Below are 20,592 nucleotides of genomic sequence, written 5' to 3' on the forward strand. Positions count from 1 at the left end.
GGTGTACGCCGGAGGAGTGAACGGGAGAAACCCGACCGCTCTCACGGAGTTGACCAGAGCGCTCCGGATGGCCGGGGTTTCCTCAGAAAGGACTGGCCAGTGATCAAGAAGGTTGTCGCCTACGCGGCTATCACCGCCTCCGTCATCGGCGCCTCGGCCGTCGCGGCCCCGCAGGCCATGGCGATCGGCGACGACAGCGGCCCCGTCACCGCCAACGGCAACGGGGCGGCGCAGTACTTCGGCAACTCGGCGACCAGCGGGAACATGAGCCCGCAGATGGCGCTCATCCAGGGCTCCTTCAACAAGCCCTGCATCGCGGTGAGCGACATTCCGGTGAGCGTCATCGGTCTCGTCCCGGTCCAGGACCTCAACGTCCTCTCGGACGACCTGAACCAGCAGTGCACCGAGAACTCCACGCAGGCCAAGCGCGACGGCGCGCTGGCGCACCTGCTGGAGGACGTGTCGATCCTCTCCGCCAACGGCGAGAGCTGACACCCGCGCCGAGGGGCGGGTCGCCGGTACACCGGCGGCCCGCCCCTTCCGCATGCCGGGGCCCCGGCGTCAGCGGCCCGTCGTGTACAGCGCCTCGATCTCCTCCGCGTACGCCGCCACCGCCGCGTGCCGCCGCACCTTCAGGGAGGGCGTCAGCAGCCCGTTCTCCTCGGTGAACTCGCCCTCGACGAGGCGGAAGGCGCGGATCGACTCGGCGCGGGAGACGGCCGCGTTGGCGTGGTCCACGGCCCGCTGGACGTCGGCGCGCAGCCGTTCGTCGCCGGTCAGCTCGGGCAGCGGGGTGTCGGCGGGCAGCCCGCGCACGGCCAGCCAGTGGGCGACGGCGTCCGGGTCGAGGGTGATCAGGGCGGCGACGTAGGGGCGGTTGTCGCCGACGACGAGGCACTGGCCGACCGGCGGGCGGCTGCGCAGGCGGTCCTCCAGGACGGCCGGGGAGACGTTCTTGCCGCCGGAGGTGACCAGGAGGTCCTTCTTGCGGCCGGTGATGGTGAGGTAGCCGTCGGCGTCGAGGGAGCCGAGGTCGCCGGTGGCGAACCAGCCGTCGGTGAGGGCGGCGGCGGTGGCCTCGGGGTTGTTCCAGTACGAACCGAAGACGATGCCGCCGCTGACCAGGACCTCGCCGTCGGCCGCGATGCGCACCGCCGCGCCCGGGACCGGCGGGCCGACCGTGCCGGGGCGCAGGCCGAGCGGGGGGACGATGGTGGCGGCGGCGCTGGTCTCGGTCAGGCCGTAGCCCTCGTAGACGACGACGCCGGCCGCGTAGAAGAAGAGGTTCAGGTCGCGGTCGAGCGGGGAGCCGCCGCTGATGGCGTAGCGCAGCCGGCCGCCCAGCTCGGCGCGGACCCGGCGGTAGACCAGCAGGTCGTACAGCGCCCAGCCGGCCCACAGGGCGGGCCCCGGGCCCTTGCCGCGGCCGAGGAAGCGGTCCAGGTGGGCGGCGGCGAAGCGGACGGCGAGGCGGTGGGCGCGCTCGAAGGAGGCGCCGCGGCCGATCTTCTCGGCGGTGGCGCGGCCGGTGTCGTGGATCTTCTCGAAGAGGTAGGGGACGCCGACCAGGAAGGTCGGGCGGAAGGACTTCAGCGCGGGGCGGAGTTCGGCGGGCTTGATGCCCGGGCAGTGGCCGATCTCGATGCGGGCCAGCAGGCAGGCGAGCTGGAGGGTGCGGCCGAGGATGTGGGCGAGGGGCAGGAAGAGCAGGGTCGAGGCGGTCTCGCCGGTGACCTCGCGGAAGATCGGGTGCAGCAGCTCGACGGTGTTGGCGGCCTCGGCGTGCAGGTTGGCGTGGGTGAGGACGCAGCCCTTGGGGCGGCCGGTGGTGCCGGAGGTGTAGCAGAGGGTCGCCACCGTGTCCGGGGTGAGGGCGGCGCGGCGCTTCGTGACCTCCTCGTCGGGCACCTCGCGGCCGAGCGCGGTGAGGTCGGCGAGGGCGCCGGCGTCCAGTTCCAGGACGGCGGGGGGCTCGGGGTGGGCGGCGGTGGCCTCGCGGACGGTGGCGGTGTTGGCGGCGGTCTCGGTGAGGACGTGCCGGGCGCCGGAGTCGCGGACGATCCACTCGACCTGCTCGGCGGAGGAGGTGGCGTAGACGGGGACGGTCTGGCCGCCGGCCGCCCAGATCGCGAAGTCCAGGACCGTCCATTCGTAGCGGGTGCGGGACATCACGGCGACCCGGCCGCCGGGCTCGACCCCGAGGGCGATCAGCCCCTTGGCGGCGGCCGTGACCTCGGCGGCGAAGGCCGCCGAGGTGACCGGGCGCCAGCCGCCGTCCGCCGTCGCGCGGCGCAGGGCGACGGTGTCCGGGGCCTCGGCGGCGTTGGTGAAGGGCAGGTCGGCGGCGCTGCCGGTGGCGGGGCGGGGGACGAGGGGCGCGGTGCGGGCCTCGCGGACCGTGCCGTCGGCGTCCCGGACGGTCTCGGTGCGGGTGCGGTCGGCGAGGGTGCCGCGCCGCCTCGCCCGTTTCAGGTCCTTGCGTACGCCCATGACGGCTCCCGGGTCGCGGTGCGGACTCGTGTGCCGCGCCCGCTACTTACCCGGGAGTAAACTTACGGTGGAGTAAGGAAGTCAATGGGTCGGACCTTCGTCCGTGGGCCTCAGGACACGATGTCCTTGCGGGAGAAGCCGCGGAAGGCCAGCGCGAACAGCACCAGCGCGTAGGAGACCGAGACGGCGGCGCCCTGGAGCATGCCGGACCACTCCACGTGCGGCTGGACCGCGTCCGCCCAGGCGAACTGCCAGTGCGCGGGCAGGAAGTCCCGCCAGTGGCCGAGGGCCGTCACCGCGTCGAGGACGTTGCCGACGATGGTCAGCCCGACCGCGCCGCCGACCGCGCCCAGGGGGGCGTCGGTGCGGGTGGAGAGCCAGAACGCGAGGGCGGCGGTGACCAGCTGGGAGACGAAGACGTACGCCACCACCACGACCAGGCGCCCGGCCGCCGTCCCCGCCGGCAGCGCACCTCCGGTCGGCACCGCCAGCGGGCCCCACCCGTAGGCGACCGTGCCCACCGCGAGCGCCACCAGCGGCAGCAGCACCATGGCGGCCAGGCTCAGCAGCAGGCCGACGCCCAGCTTGGCGGCGAGCAGCCGGGCGCGCGGCACCGGGGCGGCGAGGAGGTAGCGCAGCGAGGACCAGCTCGCCTCGGAGGCGACGGTGTCCCCGCAGAACAGGGCGACCGGCACGACCAGCAGGAAGCCGGCCGAGACGAAGAGGCTGACGGCGGCGAAGTTGGCGCCCGAGGAGGTCGCCGTGTCCATCAGGGTGACCCGGCCGTCGGCGGCGTCCGGGTCGCCGCCGACGGCGAAGGCGATCAGCAGCACGAAGGGCAGCACGGCGAGGATCGCGCCCATGACCAGGGTGCGGCGGCGCTTGAGCTGGCGGACCAGCTCCACGCGCAGCGGCAGGGTGCGGCCCGCCCGGTAGCCGGCGGCGGTCTCGGGGGCGGCGGCCGGCTCGCTGAGGGTGCTCATCACGCGGAACCTCCGATCAGGGTCAGGAAGGCGTCCTCCAGGCGGCGGTGCGGGCCGACCGAGGCCACCGGCACGTCCAGGCGGACCAGGTCGGCGACGAGGCGGGGCGCGGTGCCGCCGGCGCCGAGCCGGACCAGGAGCCCGTCGTCGGTGCGCACCACCGAGGCGACGTCGGGCAGCGCGGCCACCTTCTCGACCACCGGCTCCTCCACGGGCGCGTCGGTGCCGACCAGGAGGGTGTCCCCGGAGCCGACGATCTCGGCGACCGGGCCGGCCTGGACGAGCCTGCCCCGGTCCATGACGACCAGGTGGGTGCAGGACTGCTCGACCTCGGCGAGCAGGTGGCTGGAGACGATCACCGTGCGCCCGGCGGCGGCGTAGCGGATCATCACCTCGCGCATCTCGCGGATCTGCGGCGGGTCGAGGCCGTTGGTCGGCTCGTCCAGGATCAGCAGGTCGGGCAGGCCGAGCATGGCCTGGGCGATGGCCAGGCGCTGGCGCATGCCCTGGGAGTACGTGCGCACGGCGCGGGCGAGCGCGTCGCCGAGGCCGGCGATCTCCAGCGCCTCCTCCAGGTGGGCGTCCTCGGGCGGGCGGCCGGTGGCCTTCCAGTACAGCTCCAGGTTCTCCCGCCCCGACAGGTGCGGCAGGAAGCCGGCGCCCTCCACGAAGGCGCCGACGCGGGAGAGCACCGCGGCGCCGGGGCGGATGGCGTGGCCGAAGACGCGGATCTCGCCCTCGTCCGGGGTGATCAGGCCCATCAGCATGCGCAGGGTCGTCGTCTTGCCGGCGCCGTTCGGCCCGAGCAGGCCGAGGACCTGGCCCTTCTCGACGGTGAAGGACAGCTCGCGGACCGCGTACCGGTCGGCGGAGCGGGCGTAGCGCTTGCTCAGGCCGGTGATGCGCAGCGGCACGTCGGCGGCGGCCGGGTCGGGCGCGGGGGCGTTCGTGCGGCGGCGGCCGGTGGCGAGCAGGGCGAGGGCGGCGACGGCGCCGGCCAGCGGCAGCCACCACACCCAGGACGGCAGCGGGGCGGCGGCGGTGTGCACGCCGGGCGCGGTGGGGACGCTCAGGTCGCCCTTGAGGGAGACGGTGTACGTCGCCGGGGCGGCCGGGGAGGCGTAGCCGAGGTCGGTGGAGGCCAGGACCAGGCGCAGCCGGTGGCCCTTCTGCACCTCGTGGTCGATCGCCGGGAGGGTGAGGGTGACGTCCTTGCCGGCCTTGGTGCCCTGGACGCGCACCGGCGCGACCAGTTGGCCGGGCAGCACGGGCCTCGCGCCGCCGGGGCCGACGTCGTAGACCTTGCCGAAGAGGACGGCGTCCGCGCTGCTGGAGCGGACGTGGACGGTGGCCTGCGGGGAGCCGGTGACGCGCAGGTCCTGGGTGAGCGGGGCGGAGTCGAAGGTGGCGTGCTGCCCCGGGAGGTCCAGGGAGACGCCGACGCCGAGGGAGGACAGCTGGGAGAGGCCGCCGCCCGCGCCGCCGATGCCGGGGATGGCCGAGACGGCGGGCGGGTTGCCGCCGGCCGGGTTCTCGAAGCGCTGCTCGGGTCCGCGCAGGGGCACCGGGCGGACGCCCCCGGTCAGCCCCGGGTAGCGGTCGGCGCTCGCGCCGCGCAACTGGGCCCGGCCGTCGGTGGAGTCGACGCCTCCGGTGCGGGTGACGCGGAAGGCGGGGCCGGTGTCCGCGCCCTTGTCGCCCTTCAGGTACCGATCGAACCAGCCGCGCACCCGGGACTCGACGCGCCCGGTCTCCCGGTCGCCGCCGTCATGGCCGCCGGAGATCCAGTCGACGTCCACCGGGGCGCCGTTGGCGCGGATAGCCCTCGCGGCGGCGTCGGCCTGGCCGAGCGGGAAGAGCGAGTCGGTCTGGCCCTGGGTGAGCAGGGTGGGCACCCGGATGCGGTCGCCTACGGCCTCGGGGCTGCGCTCCTTGAGGATCTTGATCGCGTCCGCGTCGGGCGCGCCGGCCTGGGCGACCCGCTGGTACATCCGGCACAGGGCCGGCTCGAAGCGGGCGCAGCCGCCGCCGGTCTCGACGAAGACGCCGGCCCAGAGCTTCTTGAAGACGCCGTTCGGGAAGAGGGCGTCCGCCAGGTTCCAGTACGTGATCGCCGGGGCGATGGCGTCCACGCGCGTGTCGTGCCCGGCGGCGAGGAGGGCGACCGCGCCGCCGTAGGAGCCGCCGGCGATGCCGACGCGCGGGTCGCCGGCCTTGTCGAGGCGGACCTGGGGCTGCCGGGCCAGCCAGTCGATCAGCTTGGAGACGTCGGCGACCTCGCCCTTGGTGTCGTTGAGCCCGATGCGGCCGGTGGAGCGGCCGAAGCCGCGCGCCGACCAGGTCAGCACCGCGTATCCGTCCCGGGCGAGACTCTCGGCCTGCTCGCGGGTGTCGGCCTTGCTGCCGCCGAAGCCGTGCGCGAGCAGGACGGCGGGGCGCCGTTCGTCGCCGGGGCCGGCCGTGAAGTACGAGGTGTCCAGGCGCACTCCGCCGCCCACCGCCAGCTCCCGGTCGGCACGGTGCACGGTGGGCGGGTCGTCGGAGGCTGCGGCCACCGTCCACGTCCCGGCGCCCGCGAGCACGGCGACGGCGGCCGCGGCGGCGAGCAGCCGCCTCGGCCGCCGCAGCGGGCCGCGCACTCGGGGCAGTCGAAGATCCATGCGTCAACGGTACGGGCCGGGTCGGACATCCGGGTCGGCCCCCGGGCCGAGGGCGTCGTACTGCGAGGGCGGTATCCCCTACCGCTCCCGCGTGTCCTCCGGGAGGGAGACCAGCCAGCGGGTGTCGCGGTGCGGGCGCAGGTACAGCGCCCAGTAGAGGGTGGCGGCGGCCGTGATGCCGCCGGTCCACAGCAGGTACGAGGTCTCCTGCTGGGTCAGGATGTAGGCCAGGACCGCGATCAGGACGGCCGGGACGACCGGCCACAGGGGCATCCGCCACGCCGACGCGTGCCGGTGGTCACCCCGGCGGCAGAGCAGCGCGGCGACGGCGACCAGCAGGTACATGCCGGTGACCGAGACGCCGGTGACGCCGTACAGGGTGTCCAGGTTGACGAAGCAGAGCAGCGCGCCGGGGACGCCGACGGCGAGCGTGGACACCCACGGTGAGCCGAACCGGCCGAGCTTGGAGAACAGGGCGTTGACCGGCTCGGGCCACGCCTTGTCGCGGGCGGAGGCGAACAGGACGCGCGAGTTCTGGATGACCATCACGATGCCGGCGTTGATGATCGCCAGGGCCACGCAGAGGCTGACGAAGGTGCCGACCGCGGAGTTGGACCAGGCGGTGACCATGGTGCTGATGTCGCCGCCGGTGAGGGCGGCGAGGTCGGGCGCGCCGACGGTGATGGCGGCGACCGGGACCAGGATGACGACCGAGGAGATGGCAAGGGTGGCCAGCACCGTGCGGGCGACGTTGCGGCGCGGGTTCTCCAGCTCCTCGGAGAGGTAGACGGCGGTGGAGAAGCCCTGCGTGATGAAGAGGGCGATCGCGAGGCCGGAGATGACCAGCATGCCGGTCACCGTGTCGGCGTGGCCGTCGGCGCCGGCCACCTGCATGGAGGTGAGGCTGCCGAGGCCGCGCTCGCCGTGGGAGAAGCCGAGCACCGCGACGACGCCGGCCGCGATGACCTCCAGGACCAGGAAGACGCCGGTGATCCAGGCGTTGGCGCGCAGGTCGAGCAGTCCTGCCAGGGTGGCGAGCAGCATCACGCCGGCGCCGGCGATCGACGGGTCGAGGTGGATGACCGGGGCGAGGTAGTCGGCGGTGCCCATCGCGATGACCGGCGGCACGATCATGACGACAAGGAGCGAAAGGACGAAGACCAGCCAGCCGGCGAGGCGTCCCGCGAGGGTGGAGACCATGGCGTACTCGCCGCCCGCGCTGGGGATGAGGGTGCCCAGCTCCGAGTAGCAGAACGCCACGGCGATGCAGAGCAGCGAGCCGATGGCGATGGTGAGCGCGGTGGCGGTGCCGAGCGAGCCGAACAGGTCGGGGACGACCACGAAGAGGGTCGAGGCGGGAGTGACGCACGAGAGGGTGAGCAGGGTGCCGCCGACGACGCCGATGGAGCGCTTGAGGGCCCTCGGGGTGGCGGTGCCCGCGGCCGAGGCCGGGTCGAGGGTCGGGTCGGCGGGGCGGAGCGTGTCGGTCATGCGGCAAGGGATCCGATCGACTCGTGCGACTGAGGGTGACGATCGGGAGCGCTATCGCCTCCGGCGGTCCATGTCGTGTTCTCGCGTTGTCCGCTCCCGGTTGCGCTGCATCGAACACCGCCGAAACCGTGGCGTCAATGGGTCGCCGCCTTCGGAATTCGTCGTCTCGAAAGGGTTCTAGGGGCCATCAAGGCACAACTGGGCCATGACTGACGCACCGTTCCGGACTGCGGTAACCGCAGGGCGGGAGACGAAGAAAGAGGGCCGTCCGCGTTGCGGACGGCCCTCGGAGGGAAGACGAGCGGTGACGCTCAGTGGTTGCGCGGGAAGCCCAGGTCGACGCCGGCCGGGGCGTCGGACGGGTCGGGCCAGCGGGTGGTGACGACCTTGCCGCGGGTGTAGAAGTGCGTGCCGTCGTTGCCGTAGATGTGGTGGTCGCCGAAGAGCGAGTCCTTCCAGCCGCCGAAGGAGTGGTAGCCGACGGGGACCGGGATCGGCACGTTGACGCCGACCATGCCGGCCTCGACCTCCAGCTGGAAGCGGCGGGCCGCGCCGCCGTCCCGGGTGAAGATGGCGGTGCCGTTGCCGAAGGGGGAGGCGTTGATGAGGGCCAGGCCCTCCTCGTAGGTCTCGGCGCGCAGCACGCACAGGACCGGGCCGAAGATCTCGTCCTGGTACGCCTTCGCGCTGGTCGGCACGCGGTCGAGCAGCGAAAGGCCGATCCAGTGGCCGTCCTCGAAGCCGTCGACGGTGAAGCCGGTGCCGTCGAGCACGACCTCGGCGCCCTCGGCGGCGGCGCCCTCCACGTAGGAGGCGACCTTGTCGCGGTGGACCTTGGTGATCAGCGGGCCCATCTCGCTGGTCGGATCGTTGCCGGGGCCGATCTTGATCTTCTCGGCGCGCTCGCGGATCTTGTCCACCAGCTCGTCGCCGATGGAGCCGACGGCGACGACCGCGGAGATGGCCATGCAGCGCTCGCCCGCGGAGCCGTAGGCGGCGGAGACGGCCGCGTCGGCCGCCGCGTCCAGGTCGGCGTCCGGGAGGACCAGCATGTGGTTCTTGGCGCCGCCCAGGGCCTGCACGCGCTTGCCGTTGGCGGAGGCGGTGGTGTGGATGTGGCGGGCGATGGGGGTGGAGCCGACGAAGGAGACCGCCTTGACGTCGGGGTGCTCCAGGAGCCGGTCCACGGCCACCTTGTCGCCGTGCAGGACGTTGAAGACGCCGTCGGGCAGCCCGGCCTCGGTGAGCAGCTCGGCGATGCGCATGGACGCCGAGGGGTCCTTCTCGCTGGGCTTGAGCACGAAGGTGTTGCCGGTGGCGATGGCCAGCGGGAACATCCACATCGGGACCATCGCCGGGAAGTTGAACGGCGTGATGCCGGCGACCACGCCGAGCGGCTGGCGGATCGAGGCCACGTCGACGCGGCTGGCGACCTGGGTGGACAGCTCGCCCTTGAGCTGGACGTTGATGCCGCAGGCCAGGTCGACGATCTCCAGGCCGCGGGCGACCTCGCCGAGCGCGTCGGAGTGCACCTTGCCGTGCTCGGCGGTGATCAGCGCGGCGATCTCGTCGCGGTGCGCGTCCAGCAGGGCGCGGAAGCGGAACAGGATGGTGGTGCGCTGGGCCAGCGAGGACTGGCCCCAGGTCGCGAACGCCTCCTGGGCGGCGGCGACGGCGGCGTCCACCTCCTCGACGGAGGCGAAGGCGACCTTGGTGGTGACCTCGCCGGTCGCCGGGTCGGTCACCGGTCCGTACGTGCCCGAGGCGCCTTCGGCGGTCTTGCCGCCGATCCAGTGGTTGACGATCTTCGTCATGACCGAGAACTCCTTCACAAGTGGCGGCGACGGGTCGAGACGTGCCGTTCGTGCAGCTCAGGGACCGTGGGGCGGCGACGGGTCGGTCGCGCTCACGGCCTCATGCCCATCCCACCAGCCGGGCGCCGCGCACGCGCCCGACACTGTGTCTGCGGTTTGGGCGTCCGCGTAGACAGGTGAGGGGGTCGGCGCCGGCCGGCCGGGCGGGGCCTCCGGCGGGGGGCCGGACGGGCGGGGAGTCGACGCCCGCGACCCCGCTCCTGCCAGGGCGGAGCGGCCTCCCGCGCGGAGGGGTTCCTCTCCGGTTTCTAGCGGGGCCCGGACCGAGGTGTCAATGCTTTGTCCGGACATTCGGATGAGATGCCCTCCGGTGGCGGACGCCGGCCCGAGAACGGCCGGGCGTCAACGCGCCGCGCCGGTGCACCGGCGTACGCCTTTGCGGCACCTGTGTCACAAAGGCCCCCTTCCCGTCACACATGTCTCGCGTACGCGGGTCTTCCGTCACACGCGGGAACGAACCACCTGCGGGCCCGGCGCCGCGTCGTTCACCCGGCACAGGCTTGGTGATCGCCAGCGCAGCGCCCGGCACCCCCCGGCGGCCGTCCCCGGCCGCGACCGCGGCGCGCGCGGGGAGGTGCGACTCGTGACCGACCGTCGGCTCTGGTCCTACAAGGACATCGCGGCCCACATCCGCGTCCAGCCGGACACCGTCCGCTCCTACCGCAAGCACGGCCTGCTGCCGCCGCCGGACCACGTGGAGAACGGCAAGCCGTACTGGTACGCCGACACGATCAGGGCGTGGGTGGCGTCCCGCCCGCGCAACCGGAACCGCTGACCCGTGCCGCCTCCTCCCGCAGGGCACCGACCAGCGTCTCCGTGTCGGCGTCCGCGCGGCGCCCGATCCTGGCCACGCCCAGGTGCCGGGCCGGCGCCGGCGGGACGAGCGGGACGACCCGCACCGCCGGCTCCTCGGGCGTCAGCGCGATGGACGGGATCAGGGAGACGCCGAGCCCGGCGGCGACCAGCGAGCGCGCGAAGAAGTAGTCGGTCGTGGTGCCCCGCACCTCGGGCGTGAAGCCGACGCGTTCGGCGTGCCGGCGCAGGTAGGACTCGGTCTTCGTGCAGCCGAGCACCCACGGCTCGGCCGCCAGCTCGGCGATGTCCAGCGCCTCCCGGCCGGCCAGCGGATGGGCGCGGGGCAGGACGACGTGCAGCGGGTCGGCCAGCAGCGGGGTCCAGGCCAGGCCGGCGTCCGGGCTGCCGGGCCGGCCGGGCAGCGGGCCGTCGAAGTGGTAGGCGAGCGCGAGGTCGGCGTCGCCCCGGCGGACCAGCGGCAGGGCGGTCTCGGGCTCGCACTCGCGGACGTGCACGACGGTGCCGGGATGGGCGGCGGTGAAGCGGGCCAGGGCGCCGGGCAGCAGGAGCCGGCCGCCGCTGGTGAAGGTGGCCACGGTGAGCCGGCCGCGGCCGGTGCCGAGCCGGTCGACCTGCCGCCGGGCGTGCGCCAGCTCCGCCGCCACCGACTCGGCGGCCCCGACCATGATCAGCCCGGCCTGGGTGAGGGTGACCCCGCGCGTGCTGCGGGCCACCACCGGGGCGCCGAGGCTGCGTTCGAGGGCGGCGACCTGCTGGGACACGGCCGAGGGGGTCAGGCGCAGGGCGGCGGCCGCCCGGTTGAAGCTGCCGTGGTCCGCCACCGCCCGCAGCACCCGGAGCCGCTGCACGTCGATCATCGGTTCTCCCTGACGGTCAACAGTTCTCCTTAACACGCATCCATGAGGCGGGCACTTCTGCTGAAGTCCCGGGGCCTCAAGGATGAGGTCATGCAAAGGATCTGCGTCATCGGCGGCAGCCGGTACTTCGGCGAGTCCCTGGTGCGGCGGCTGCGGGACGCCGGGCACCGGGTCACCGTCCTCAACCGCGGCTCGGCCGCGCCGCCCCCGGGGGTCGGGCACCTCGTCGCCGATCGCGACGACGAGGCGGCCCTCACCGCCGCGCTCGGCTCCCGCGCCTTCGACACGGTCGTCGACCAGGTCTGCTACACCCCGGTGCAGGCCGCGACCGCCGCCCGCGCCTTCACCGGGCGCACCCGGCGCTACGTCATGACGTCCACCATCGAGGTCTACGACCCGGGGAGCGCCCCGCCATCCGCCGCCCTGTCCGAGGCAGCGCCCGGCGCCCTCGTGTCCGAGGAGGCGGTGGACCCGGCCGCCTGGCCGGTGCGCGCCGGCCTGCCCTGGCACGACGCCGGGTACCTGGAGGCCCACTACGCCGAGGGCAAGCGCCAGGCCGAGGCGGTCCTCGCGCGGCACGGCGCCTTCGCCTTCGCCGCCGTACGCGGCGCGCACGTGCTCGGCGGCGGGGCCCGGGACTTCACCGGCCGGCTGGCCCACTACGTCGAGCGGGTGCGGGCCGGCGCGGAGATCGCCGTGCACGCGGCACCGCGGCCCACCGTCTTCGTCCACCACGAGGAGCTGGCCCGGTTGCTGTCCTGGGCGGCGGCCGAGAGCGACGTGGAAGGCCCGCTCAACGCCTGCTCCGACGGGCCGCTCGACGTGCGGGAGCTGGTGGCGGCGGTCGCGGCGGAGGTGGGCCGCGCGCCCCGCTTCCGGGAGGTCGCGCCGGGCGAGCCCGCCTCGCCGTACTCCTTCGACCGCTCCTACCCGATGAGCAACGCCCGCGCGCGGCAGCTGGGCTTCGCCCTCTCCCGTACGTCCGACTGGCTGCCGGGCGCGGTGGCGGAGGCCGTGGCCGCGACGCGCACCGCCGCGAGCTGAGAAGGGGATCCCATGCGTCACCGCACCCTCGCCGGCCGCCCCGTGAGCGCCGTCGGTCTCGGCGCCATGCCGCTGTCCATCGAGCACCGCCCCGACGAGGCGCGGGCGCTCGCCACCGTCCACGCCGCACTGGACGCCGGGGTCACGCTCATCGACACCGCCGACAGCTACCACTGGCACGCGGACGAGCGGGGCCACAACGAGCTGCTCGTCGCCCGCGCCCTGGCCCGGTACAGCGGCGACACCTCGCACGTCCTGGTCGCCACCAAGGGCGGCCGCGGCCGGCCCGGCGACGGCAGCTGGACCGTCACCGGCACCCCGGAGCACCTCAAGCGGGCGGCCGAAGCCTCCGTGAAGCGGCTGGGTGTGAGCGCGCTCGGCCTCTACCAGCTGCACAAACCGGACCCGGAGGTGCCGTGGGCGGAGTCCGTCGGGACGCTGCGGGAGCTGCTCGACGCGGGCACGATCCGGGCCGCCGGCCTCTCCAACGTCACCACCGGCCAGATCCGCGAGGCCCGCGCGATCCTCGGGGCCGGCCTGGTCTCCGTGCAGAACCGGTACTCCCCCGCGGTCCGCGACAGCGAGCCCGAGCTGCGGCTCTGCGCGGAGCTGGGCCTGGCCTTCCTGCCGTGGAGCCCGCTCGGCGGCATCTCCCGCAGCGCGCTGGACGGCCCCTCGGGCCCCTCCTCCGCGGGCACCCCCTTCCACCGGGTCGCCGCCGAGCGCGGCGTGAGCCCGCAGCGGGTCGCGCTGGCCTGGCTGCTGGCCCGCTCCCCCGTGGTGGTCCCGGTGCCGGGCGCGAGCCGGCCGGCGTCGATCCGGGACTCGGCGGGGGCGGCGGAGCTGGAATTGAGCGAGGAGGAGCTGACGCGGCTGGCACAGTGGGCGCCATGAACACCGTGGGCCCCATAGGCACCGACCCGTCCCCCGGCTTCTCGGCCAAGCCCGTCCTGCGCGGCGACCGCACCGTCCTGCGCCCCTTCACCGAGGCCGACGCGGGGTCCATGTGGGAGATCGTCAACGACCCCGAGGTGCTCCGCTTCACCTTCGAACCCGACGGGGACCTGACCCCGGAGCGCCTGCGCACCTGGTACGGCTCGCGCGCCACCCGGCCCGACCGGCTCGACCTCGCCGTCACCGACCCGGAGAGCGGCGAGGTGCTCGGCGAGGTGGTGCTCCACGACTGGGACCCGCACCGGCGCTCCTGCACCTTCCGCACCCTGATCGGCCCGCGCGGCCGGGGCCGGGGCGTCGGCACCGAGGCGACCCGGCTGATCGTCGGGTACGCCTTCGAGCACCTCGGGCTGCACCGGGTCGAGCTGGAGGCGTACGGGAACAACGCCCGGGCGCTGCGGGTCTACGAGAAGGTCGGCTTCGTCGTCGAGGGCGTGCGGCGCGAGGCGGCGTGGCGGGACGGGGCGTGGGTGGACGAGGTGCTGATGGCCGTCCTGGACCGGGAGTGGGCCCCGCTGCCGGCCCCTCTTCGGATAGATACCCCCTAGGGGTACAGTGGGACGTGTGGTCCGGCAGCGGATCACGGGTACCCGATCCCGCGTTCCCCGAAGGAGTAACGACATGAGCGCCCAGTCCGACACCCAGGGTCCCGTCACCACCGTCTACAAGGTGACCGGGATGACCTGCGCGCACTGCGAGGGAGCCGTCTCCGAGGAGATCTCCGAGATCGCCGGCGTCGGCTCGGTGGCGGCGGTGGCCGCCAGCGGCGAGGTCACCGTGGTCTCCGAGACCCCGCTGGACGAGGAGGCCGTACGCGCCGCCGTGGACGAGGCGGGGTACGAGCTGGTCGGCACGGTCTGAGCGAGCCGACCATGACCACGTCCACCTCCGCCGCCGATGAGCAGCAGGCCCAGGTCGAGCTGCTCATCGGCGGGATGACCTGCGCGTCGTGCGCGGCCCGCGTCGAGAAGAAGCTCAACCGCATGGACAGCGTGCGCGCCACGGTCAACTTCGCCACGGAGAAGGCCCGGGTCAGCTACCCCGAGGGCACGGAGGTCGCCGACCTCATCGCCACGGTGGAGCGGACCGGGTACACCGCCGAGGAGCCCGCGCCGCGCGAGGAGGAGGCCCCGGAGGTCGCCGAAGACCCCGAGGCGGCCGCCCTGCGCACGCGCCTCGTCGTCTCCGCGCTGCTCGCCGTGCCCGTCGTCCTCATGGCGATGGTGCCGGCGCTCCAGTTCGACAACTGGCAGTGGCTGTCGCTGACCCTGGCCGCGCCGGTGGTGGTGTGGGGCGGGCTGCCCTTCCACCGGGCCGCCTGGGCCAACGCCCGGCACGGCGCGGCCAGCATGGACACGCTGGTCTCGGTGGGCACGCTCGCGGCGTTCGGCTGGTCGCTGTGGGCGCTGTTCTTCGGGGACGCCGGGATGCCCGGCATGCGGCACGGCTTCGACCTCACCGTCTCCCGCGGCGAGGGCGCCTCCCAGATCTACCTGGAGGCCGCGGCCGGCGTCACCGCCTTCCTGCTCCTGGGCCGCTGGCTGGAGGCGCACGCCAAGCGCCGCGCCGGGTCCGCGCTGCGGGCGCTGATGGACCTGGGCGCCAAGGACGTGGCGGTGCTGCGGGACGGGCGGGAGGAGCGGGTGCCGGTGGACCGGCTGGCCGTCGGGGACCGGTTCGTGGTGCGGCCCGGCGAGAAGGTCGCCACCGACGGCACGGTCGTCGAGGGCCGCTCGGCGGTCGACGCCTCCCTGCTGACCGGCGAGTCGGTGCCGGAGGACGTGGGCCCGGGCGACGCGGTCACCGGGGCCACGGTCAACGCCGGGGGCCGCCTCGTGGTCGAGGCGACCCGGGTCGGCGCGGACACCCGGCTGGCGCGGATGGCGCAGCTGGTGGAGGACGCGCAGAGCGGCAAGGCGCAGGTGCAGCGCCTGGCCGACCGGGTCTCGGCGGTCTTCGTGCCGGTGGTGCTGCTGATCGCGGTGGCCACCTTCGGCGGCTGGCTCGGCGCCACCGGCGACACGGTCGCGGCGTTCACCGCCGCCGTCGCCGTACTGATCATCGCCTGCCCGTGCGCCCTGGGCCTGGCCACGCCGACCGCGCTGCTCGTCGGCACCGGGCGGGGCGCGCAGCTGGGCATCCTGATCAAGGGCCCGGAGGTGCTGGAGTCCACCCGGCGGGTCGACACGGTCGTCCTGGACAAGACCGGCACGGTCACCACCGGGCACATGACCCTGCACGAGACGCACGCGGCCGAGGGCACCGACGAGGCGGAGCTGCTGCGCCTCGCGGGCGCCGTCGAGCACGCCTCGGAGCACCCGGTGGCCCGCGCGATCGCGGCGGGCGCCGAGGAGCGGGTGGGCGCGCTGCCCGGCGTCGAGGAGTTCGAGAACGTCCCCGGGCGGGGCGTACGCGCGCGCGTGGCCGGCCGTGCGGTGGCCGTGGGCCGCTTCTACGACGACCTGCCGCCCGCCCTGGCCCGCGCCCGCGACGAGGCCGAGCGGGACGGCCGTACGGCCGTGGTGGCCGGCTGGGACGGGGAGCCGCGCGGGGTCCTCGCGGTGGCGGACGCCGTGAAGGAGACCAGCGCGGAGGCGGTGGCCGGATTGCGGCGCCTCGGGCTCACGCCGGTGCTGCTGACCGGCGACAACCGGCGGGTCGCGGAGTCCGTCGCGCGAGCCGTCGGCATCGACGAGGTGATCGCCGAGGTGCTGCCGGAGGAGAAGGTCGCGGTGGTCGAGCGGCTGCGCGGCCAGGGCCGTACGGTCGCGATGGTCGGGGACGGGGTCAACGACGCCGCCGCGCTGGCCACCGCCGACCTGGGCCTGGCGATGGGCACGGGCACGGACGCGGCGATCGAGGCGGGCGACCTGACGCTGGTGCGCGGGGACCTGCGGGTGGCCGGGGACGCGATCCGGCTCTCCCGGCGCACCCTCGGCACGATCAAGGGCAACCTGGTGTGGGCCTTCGGCTACAACGTGGCCGCGCTGCCGCTGGCTGCCGCGGGGCTGCTCAACCCGATGATCGCGGGGGCGGCGATGGCCTTCTCGTCGGTCTTCGTGGTGACCAACAGCCTCAGGCTGCGTGCGTTCCGGTGAGCCGACAGCCGAGATGGACGGCATAAGCTCTTCACAAGGCTCACGCATGTTCCTTACGCTGGGTCCTGTTCACCGCAAGGGGATCCGCGTCCAGGAGAGACGCAGATCACAGTGCGGCGAACCCAACCATCGAAGGGGTTCGAAGGTCTAAGTTGGCGATGTCAGGAAGCGTCTATGGGGGGCGCCGAATGACATCTGGGGATGTCTTGGGGGACGTACCCAGAGCTGCGTTGCCGGGACACGTGCACCGGGAAGCTTTGAGCGGCCCTCCCGGATGTGCGCTGTCCCGGCAGACCGCAACCGCGACACCCTCGATGGACAGGCACGACAACGCACGACAACCGCATACGAGATGTACAGCGAATTCAGGCGCTGTCCTCACATACGCCCGGCCGGATCCCGTGGGGGGAATCCGCACCGGGACATGGGAAGGCGCCCTGGTCGTCGGCCCGTGGGGGGACTGACGCACCGGGGCGCCTTCCGCCGTTCCCTCTCCGTACGAGACAGGGGCCCCGCACCCGACCGGTGAGGTCGGACACGGGGCCCCTGACACGTACCGCCTAGCGCTCCTCGACCGGCACGAAGTCGCGCTCGACGACGCCCGTGTAGATCTGGCGCGGGCGGCCGATGCGGGACCCCGGCTCCTTGATCATCTCGTGCCACTGGGCGATCCAGCCCGGCAGGCGGCCCAGGGCGAAGAGGACCGTGAACATCTCGGTCGGGAAGCCCATGGCCCGGTAGATCAGGCCGGTGTAGAAGTCGACGTTCGGGTACAGCTTGCGCTCGGTGAAGTAGTCGTCCGAGAGCGCGTGCTCCTCCAGCTTGAGGGCGATGTCCAGCAGCTCGTCGGACTTGCCGAGCGCGGAGAGCACGTCGTGCGCGGCGGCCTTGATGATCTTGGCGCGCGGGTCGAAGTTCTTGTAGACCCGGTGGCCGAAGCCCATCAGGCGGACGCCGTCCTCCTTGTTCTTCACCTTGCGGATGAAGGTGTCGACGTCGCCGCCGGAGTCGCGGATGCCCTCCAGCATCTCCAGGACCGACTGGTTGGCGCCGCCGTGCAGCGGGCCCCACAGCGCGTTGATGCCGGCGGAGATCGAGGCGAACATGTTGGCCTGCGACGAGCCGACCAGGCGGACCGTGGAGGTCGAGCAGTTCTGCTCGTGGTCCGCGTGCAGGATCAGCAGCTTGTCCAGGGCCGCGACGACCGTCGGGTCCGGCTCGTACTCCTGGGCGGGGACCGAGAAGGTCATGCGCAGGAAGTTCTCGACGTAGCCGAGGTCGTTGCGCGGGTAGACGAACGGGTGGCCGATCGACTTCTTGTACGCGTACGCCGCGATCGTCGGAAGCTTGGCGAGCAGGCGGATCGTGGAGAGGTTGCGCTGCTTCTCGTCGAAGGGGTTGTGGCTGTCCTGGTAGAAGGTGGACAGCGCCGAGACGACCGAGGACAGCATGGCCATCGGGTGCGCGTCGCGCGGGAAGCCCCGGTAGAAGTTCTTGACGTCCTCGTGCAGCAGGGTGTGCTGCGTGATCTCGTCCTTGAACGAGGTGAGCTGGTCGACGGTCGGCAGCTCGCCGTTGATCAGCAGGTAGGCGACCTCCACGAAGGAGGAGCGCTCGGCCAGCTGCTCGATCGGGTAGCCGCGGTACCGGAGGATGCCGGCCTCGCCGTCGAGATACGTGATGGCGGATTTATAGGCGGCGGTGTTGCCGTAGCCGCTGTCCAACGTCACCAGGCCGGTCTGGGCGCGGAGCTTCCCGATGTCGAAGCCCTTGTCGCCGACGGTGCTGTCGATCACCGGGTAGGTGTACTCGTCATCGCCGTACCGCAGTACTACAGAGTTGTCGCTCACGTCTTCCCTCACCGACGTAGTGCCTCATCTTCGAGGTGCCCTGACTGTCTCTACCATCCCCCACTTGGCTCAGGAGAGTGCACTCGGGGTCGACCATCGGGCCTATCGGCGGCACTGAGTGCCGCCAACTTGCCCATCCTGCCCCCTCAGCCCCGGTTGCGGAAGTGGACTGTGACCTTTACGACTCGTTTGATCGATCATTTGGCCGATAGCCGAGAGCCGGGAGCTGAGAGCCGGAAGTCGAGCGCCGTGTGGCGCCGCCCCGCCGACACCGTACGGACCGCCTGCCCGATCGCCTTGCGCGACCCGACGAGCACGACGAGCCGCTTCGCCCGCGTGACCGCCGTGTAGAGCAGGTTGCGCTGGAGCATCATCCAGGCGCCGGTCGTCACAGGGATCACCACGGCCGGGTACTCACTGCCCTGGCTGCGGTGGATGGTCACGGCGTACGCGTGGGCCAGTTCGTCCAGTTCGTCGAATTCGTACGGAACCTCCTCGTCCTCGTCCGTCAGCACGGTGAGGCGCTGGTCCACCGGATCGAGTGAGGTGACAACGCCGACGGTGCCGTTGAAGACGCCGTTCTCGCCCTTCTCGTAGTTGTTCCGGATCTGGGTGACCTTGTCGCCGACGCGGAAGACGCGACCGCCGAAACGCTTCTCGGGGACGTCGGGGCGGCCCGGGGTGACGGCCTGCTGGAGCAGCCCGTTGAGCGTGCCGGCCCCGGCGGGCCCCCGGTGCATCGGTGCCAGCACCTGCACGTCCCGGCGCGGGTCGAGCCCGAACCTGGCCGGAATCCGCCGCGCGGCGACGTCCACCGTCAGCCGCCCGGCCTCCTCCGTGTCGTCCTCGACGAAGAGGAAGAAGTCCTTCATGCCGTCGGTGACGGGGTGCTGCCCGTGGTTGATGCGGTGGGCGTTGGTGACGACGCCGGACTGCTGGGCCTGGCGGAACACGCGGGTGAGCCGGACGGCGGGGACGGGGCTCCCGGGCGCGAGCAGGTCCCGGAGCACCTCCCCCGCCCCCACGCTGGGGAGCTGGTCGACGTCGCCGACGAAGAGGAGGTGAGCGCCGGGGGGCACGGCTTTGACCAGCTTGTTGGCGAGGAGCAGGTCCAGCATCGACGCCTCGTCCACGACGACGAGGTCGGCGTCGAGGGGGTGGTCGCGGTCGTACGCCGCGTCCCCGCCCGGCTTCAGTTCGAGCAGCCGGTGGACGGTGGACGCCTCGGCGCCGGTCAGCTCGGCGAGGCGCTTCGCGGCGCGGCCGGTGGGGGCGGCGAGGACGACCTTGGCGCGCCGGGCCCGGGCCAGCTCCACGACGGAGCGGACGGTGAAGGACTTGCCGCAGCCCGGCCCGCCGGTCAGCACGGCGACCTTCTCGGTCAGCGCGAGCTTCACGGCGGCCTCCTGCTCGGGTGCCAGATCTACGCCGGTGCGCGTCCTGAGCCAGCCGAGGGCCTTGTCCCAGTCGACGCCCCGGAAGCCCGGCATGCGGTCCTCGCCGGTGCGCAGGAGGCGGTGGAGCTGGGCGGAGAGGGCCAGTTCGGCGCGGTGGAAGGGGACCAGGTAGACGGCGGTGACGGGGTCGCCGCCTCCGTCGGGGGCGGGTATCCGCTCCCGTACGACGCCGGGGTCCTCGCCCTCCGCGGGTTCGGCCGCCAGCTCGCCGAGGCACTCGATGACGAGGCCGGTGTCGACCTGGAGCAGCTTGACCGCGTCGGCGATGAGCTGTTCCTCGGGGAGGTAGCAGTGGCCCTGGTCGGTGGCCTGGGAGAGGGCGTACTGGAGGCCCGCCTTCACCCGTTCGGGGCTGTCGTGCGGGATGCCGACGGACTGGGCGATGCGGTCGGCGGTGAGGAAGCCGATGCCCCAGACGTCGGCGGCGAGGCGGTAGGGCAGGTTCTTGACGACGGAGATCGAGCTGTCCCCGTACTTCTTGTAGATCCGCACGGCGATGGAGGTGGACACCTCGACGGTCTGGAGGAAGAGCATCACCTCCTTGATCGCCTTCTGCTCCTCCCAGGCGTCGGCGATCTTCTTGGTCCGCTTCGGCCCGAGCCCCGGCACCTCGATGAGCCGCTTGGGCTCCTCCTCGATGACGCTGAGGGTGTCGACGCCGAAGTGCTGGGTGATCCGGTCGGCGAAGACCGGCCCGATGCCCTTGACCAGCCCTGAACCGAGGTAGCGCCGGATGCCCTGGACGGTGGCGGGGAGGACGGTCGTGTAGTTCTCGACGTGGAACTGCTTGCCGTACTGGGGGTGCGACCCCCACCGCCCCTCCATCCGCAACGACTCCCCCACCTGCGCGCCGAGCAGCGCACCGACGACGGTGAGCAGGTCGCCGGCGCCGCGTCCGGTGTCGACGCGGGCGACGGTGTAGCCGTTCTCCTCGTTGGCGTAGGTGACGCGCTCCAGGACGCCTTCGAGGGTGGCGAGGCGGGGAGGGGGCGGCGGGTGGGTCATGGGGGGACGGTAT

General features: G+C 73.2%; 15 protein-coding genes. 7 read left to right on the forward strand and 8 right to left on the reverse strand.

Going from position 1 to position 20,592, the window contains the following annotated elements; translation table 11 throughout:
• Window positions 1–99 precede the first annotated feature (99 nt).
• Window positions 100–492: a rodlin RdlB gene (gene rdlB, locus ACGFZL_RS02875; protein ID WP_393688593.1), complete on the forward strand. Its 393-nt coding sequence runs from the start codon at window positions 100–102 to the stop codon at window positions 490–492.
• Between the two features lie 69 nt (window positions 493–561).
• On the opposite strand, the gene ACGFZL_RS02880 is transcribed toward rdlB, so the two are convergent.
• The 5 genes from ACGFZL_RS02880 to mmsA all read right to left on the reverse strand — a co-directional run bounded on the left by ACGFZL_RS02880 (window position 562) and on the right by mmsA (window position 9,438).
• Window positions 562–2,490, reverse strand: coding sequence for an AMP-dependent synthetase/ligase (locus tag ACGFZL_RS02880; protein WP_393688595.1), 1,929 nt, complete (start codon window positions 2,488–2,490; stop codon window positions 562–564).
• A gap of 110 nt (window positions 2,491–2,600) precedes the next feature.
• Window positions 2,601–3,473, reverse strand: a complete 873-nt coding sequence (locus ACGFZL_RS02885) for an ABC transporter permease (protein WP_355165782.1) — start codon at window positions 3,471–3,473, stop codon at window positions 2,601–2,603.
• Entirely contained in the window at window positions 3,473–6,133 is a 2,661-nt protein-coding gene (locus ACGFZL_RS02890; RefSeq protein WP_393688598.1) for an alpha/beta fold hydrolase, read from the reverse strand. Before ACGFZL_RS02890 ends, ACGFZL_RS02885 begins: the two co-directional genes overlap by 1 nt.
• A 78-nt stretch (window positions 6,134–6,211) precedes the next feature.
• Window positions 6,212–7,624 (reverse strand): APC family permease, encoded by a 1,413-nt coding sequence (locus ACGFZL_RS02895; protein ID WP_355165778.1) that lies wholly within the window; start codon window positions 7,622–7,624, stop codon window positions 6,212–6,214.
• A 311-nt stretch (window positions 7,625–7,935) separates the two neighbouring features.
• A complete protein-coding gene (gene mmsA / locus ACGFZL_RS02900; protein ID WP_393688600.1) occupies window positions 7,936–9,438 on the reverse strand; it encodes a CoA-acylating methylmalonate-semialdehyde dehydrogenase in 1,503 nt (500 codons plus the stop codon).
• Between the two features lie 643 nt (window positions 9,439–10,081).
• Here mmsA and ACGFZL_RS02905 point away from each other — a divergent pair.
• Window positions 10,082–10,273 (forward strand): MerR family transcriptional regulator, encoded by a 192-nt coding sequence (locus tag ACGFZL_RS02905; RefSeq protein ID WP_355165774.1) that lies wholly within the window; start codon window positions 10,082–10,084, stop codon window positions 10,271–10,273.
• On the opposite strand, the gene ACGFZL_RS02910 is transcribed toward ACGFZL_RS02905, so the two are convergent.
• Window positions 10,230–11,171: a LysR family transcriptional regulator gene (locus ACGFZL_RS02910; RefSeq protein WP_393688603.1), complete on the reverse strand. Its 942-nt coding sequence runs from the start codon at window positions 11,169–11,171 to the stop codon at window positions 10,230–10,232. The genes ACGFZL_RS02905 and ACGFZL_RS02910 overlap by 44 nt on opposite strands.
• A gap of 90 nt (window positions 11,172–11,261) precedes the next feature.
• Here ACGFZL_RS02910 and ACGFZL_RS02915 point away from each other — a divergent pair, with 90 nt between their 5' ends.
• The 5 genes from ACGFZL_RS02915 to ACGFZL_RS02935 all read left to right on the forward strand — a co-directional run bounded on the left by ACGFZL_RS02915 (window position 11,262) and on the right by ACGFZL_RS02935 (window position 16,267).
• Window positions 11,262–12,215: an NAD-dependent epimerase/dehydratase family protein gene (locus tag ACGFZL_RS02915; RefSeq protein ID WP_393688605.1), complete on the forward strand. Its 954-nt coding sequence runs from the start codon at window positions 11,262–11,264 to the stop codon at window positions 12,213–12,215.
• A gap of 12 nt (window positions 12,216–12,227) precedes the next feature.
• The gene (locus ACGFZL_RS02920; RefSeq protein ID WP_393688607.1) at window positions 12,228–13,109 is read left to right on the forward strand and encodes an aldo/keto reductase; all 882 of its coding nucleotides are present in this window, start codon (window positions 12,228–12,230) and stop codon (window positions 13,107–13,109) included.
• Window positions 13,106–13,717 (forward strand): GNAT family N-acetyltransferase, encoded by a 612-nt coding sequence (locus tag ACGFZL_RS02925; protein WP_393688609.1) that lies wholly within the window; start codon window positions 13,106–13,108, stop codon window positions 13,715–13,717. Before ACGFZL_RS02920 ends, ACGFZL_RS02925 begins: the two co-directional genes overlap by 4 nt.
• A 73-nt stretch (window positions 13,718–13,790) precedes the next feature.
• Window positions 13,791–14,030 carry a heavy-metal-associated domain-containing protein gene (locus ACGFZL_RS02930; protein ID WP_393688611.1) on the forward strand — a complete coding sequence of 80 codons (240 nt, stop codon included), beginning with the start codon at window positions 13,791–13,793 and terminating at the stop codon, window positions 14,028–14,030.
• A gap of 11 nt (window positions 14,031–14,041) precedes the next feature.
• Window positions 14,042–16,267, forward strand: coding sequence for a heavy metal translocating P-type ATPase (locus ACGFZL_RS02935; protein WP_393688613.1), 2,226 nt, complete (start codon window positions 14,042–14,044; stop codon window positions 16,265–16,267).
• Window positions 16,268–16,827: 560 nt separating this feature from the next.
• On the opposite strand, the gene ACGFZL_RS02940 is transcribed toward ACGFZL_RS02935, so the two are convergent.
• Both ACGFZL_RS02940 and ACGFZL_RS02945 read right to left on the reverse strand, forming a co-directional pair.
• Window positions 16,828–18,117: a citrate synthase gene (locus tag ACGFZL_RS02940; RefSeq protein ID WP_355165760.1), complete on the reverse strand. Its 1,290-nt coding sequence runs from the start codon at window positions 18,115–18,117 to the stop codon at window positions 16,828–16,830.
• A 197-nt stretch (window positions 18,118–18,314) separates the two neighbouring features.
• Window positions 18,315–20,579 (reverse strand): ATP-dependent RecD-like DNA helicase, encoded by a 2,265-nt coding sequence (locus ACGFZL_RS02945; protein WP_393688615.1) that lies wholly within the window; start codon window positions 20,577–20,579, stop codon window positions 18,315–18,317.
• Window positions 20,580–20,592: the final 13 nt, after the last annotated feature.

Source organism: Streptomyces sp. NPDC048182 (assembly GCF_043202555.1).
Taxonomy (GTDB): domain Bacteria; phylum Actinomycetota; class Actinomycetes; order Streptomycetales; family Streptomycetaceae; genus Streptomyces.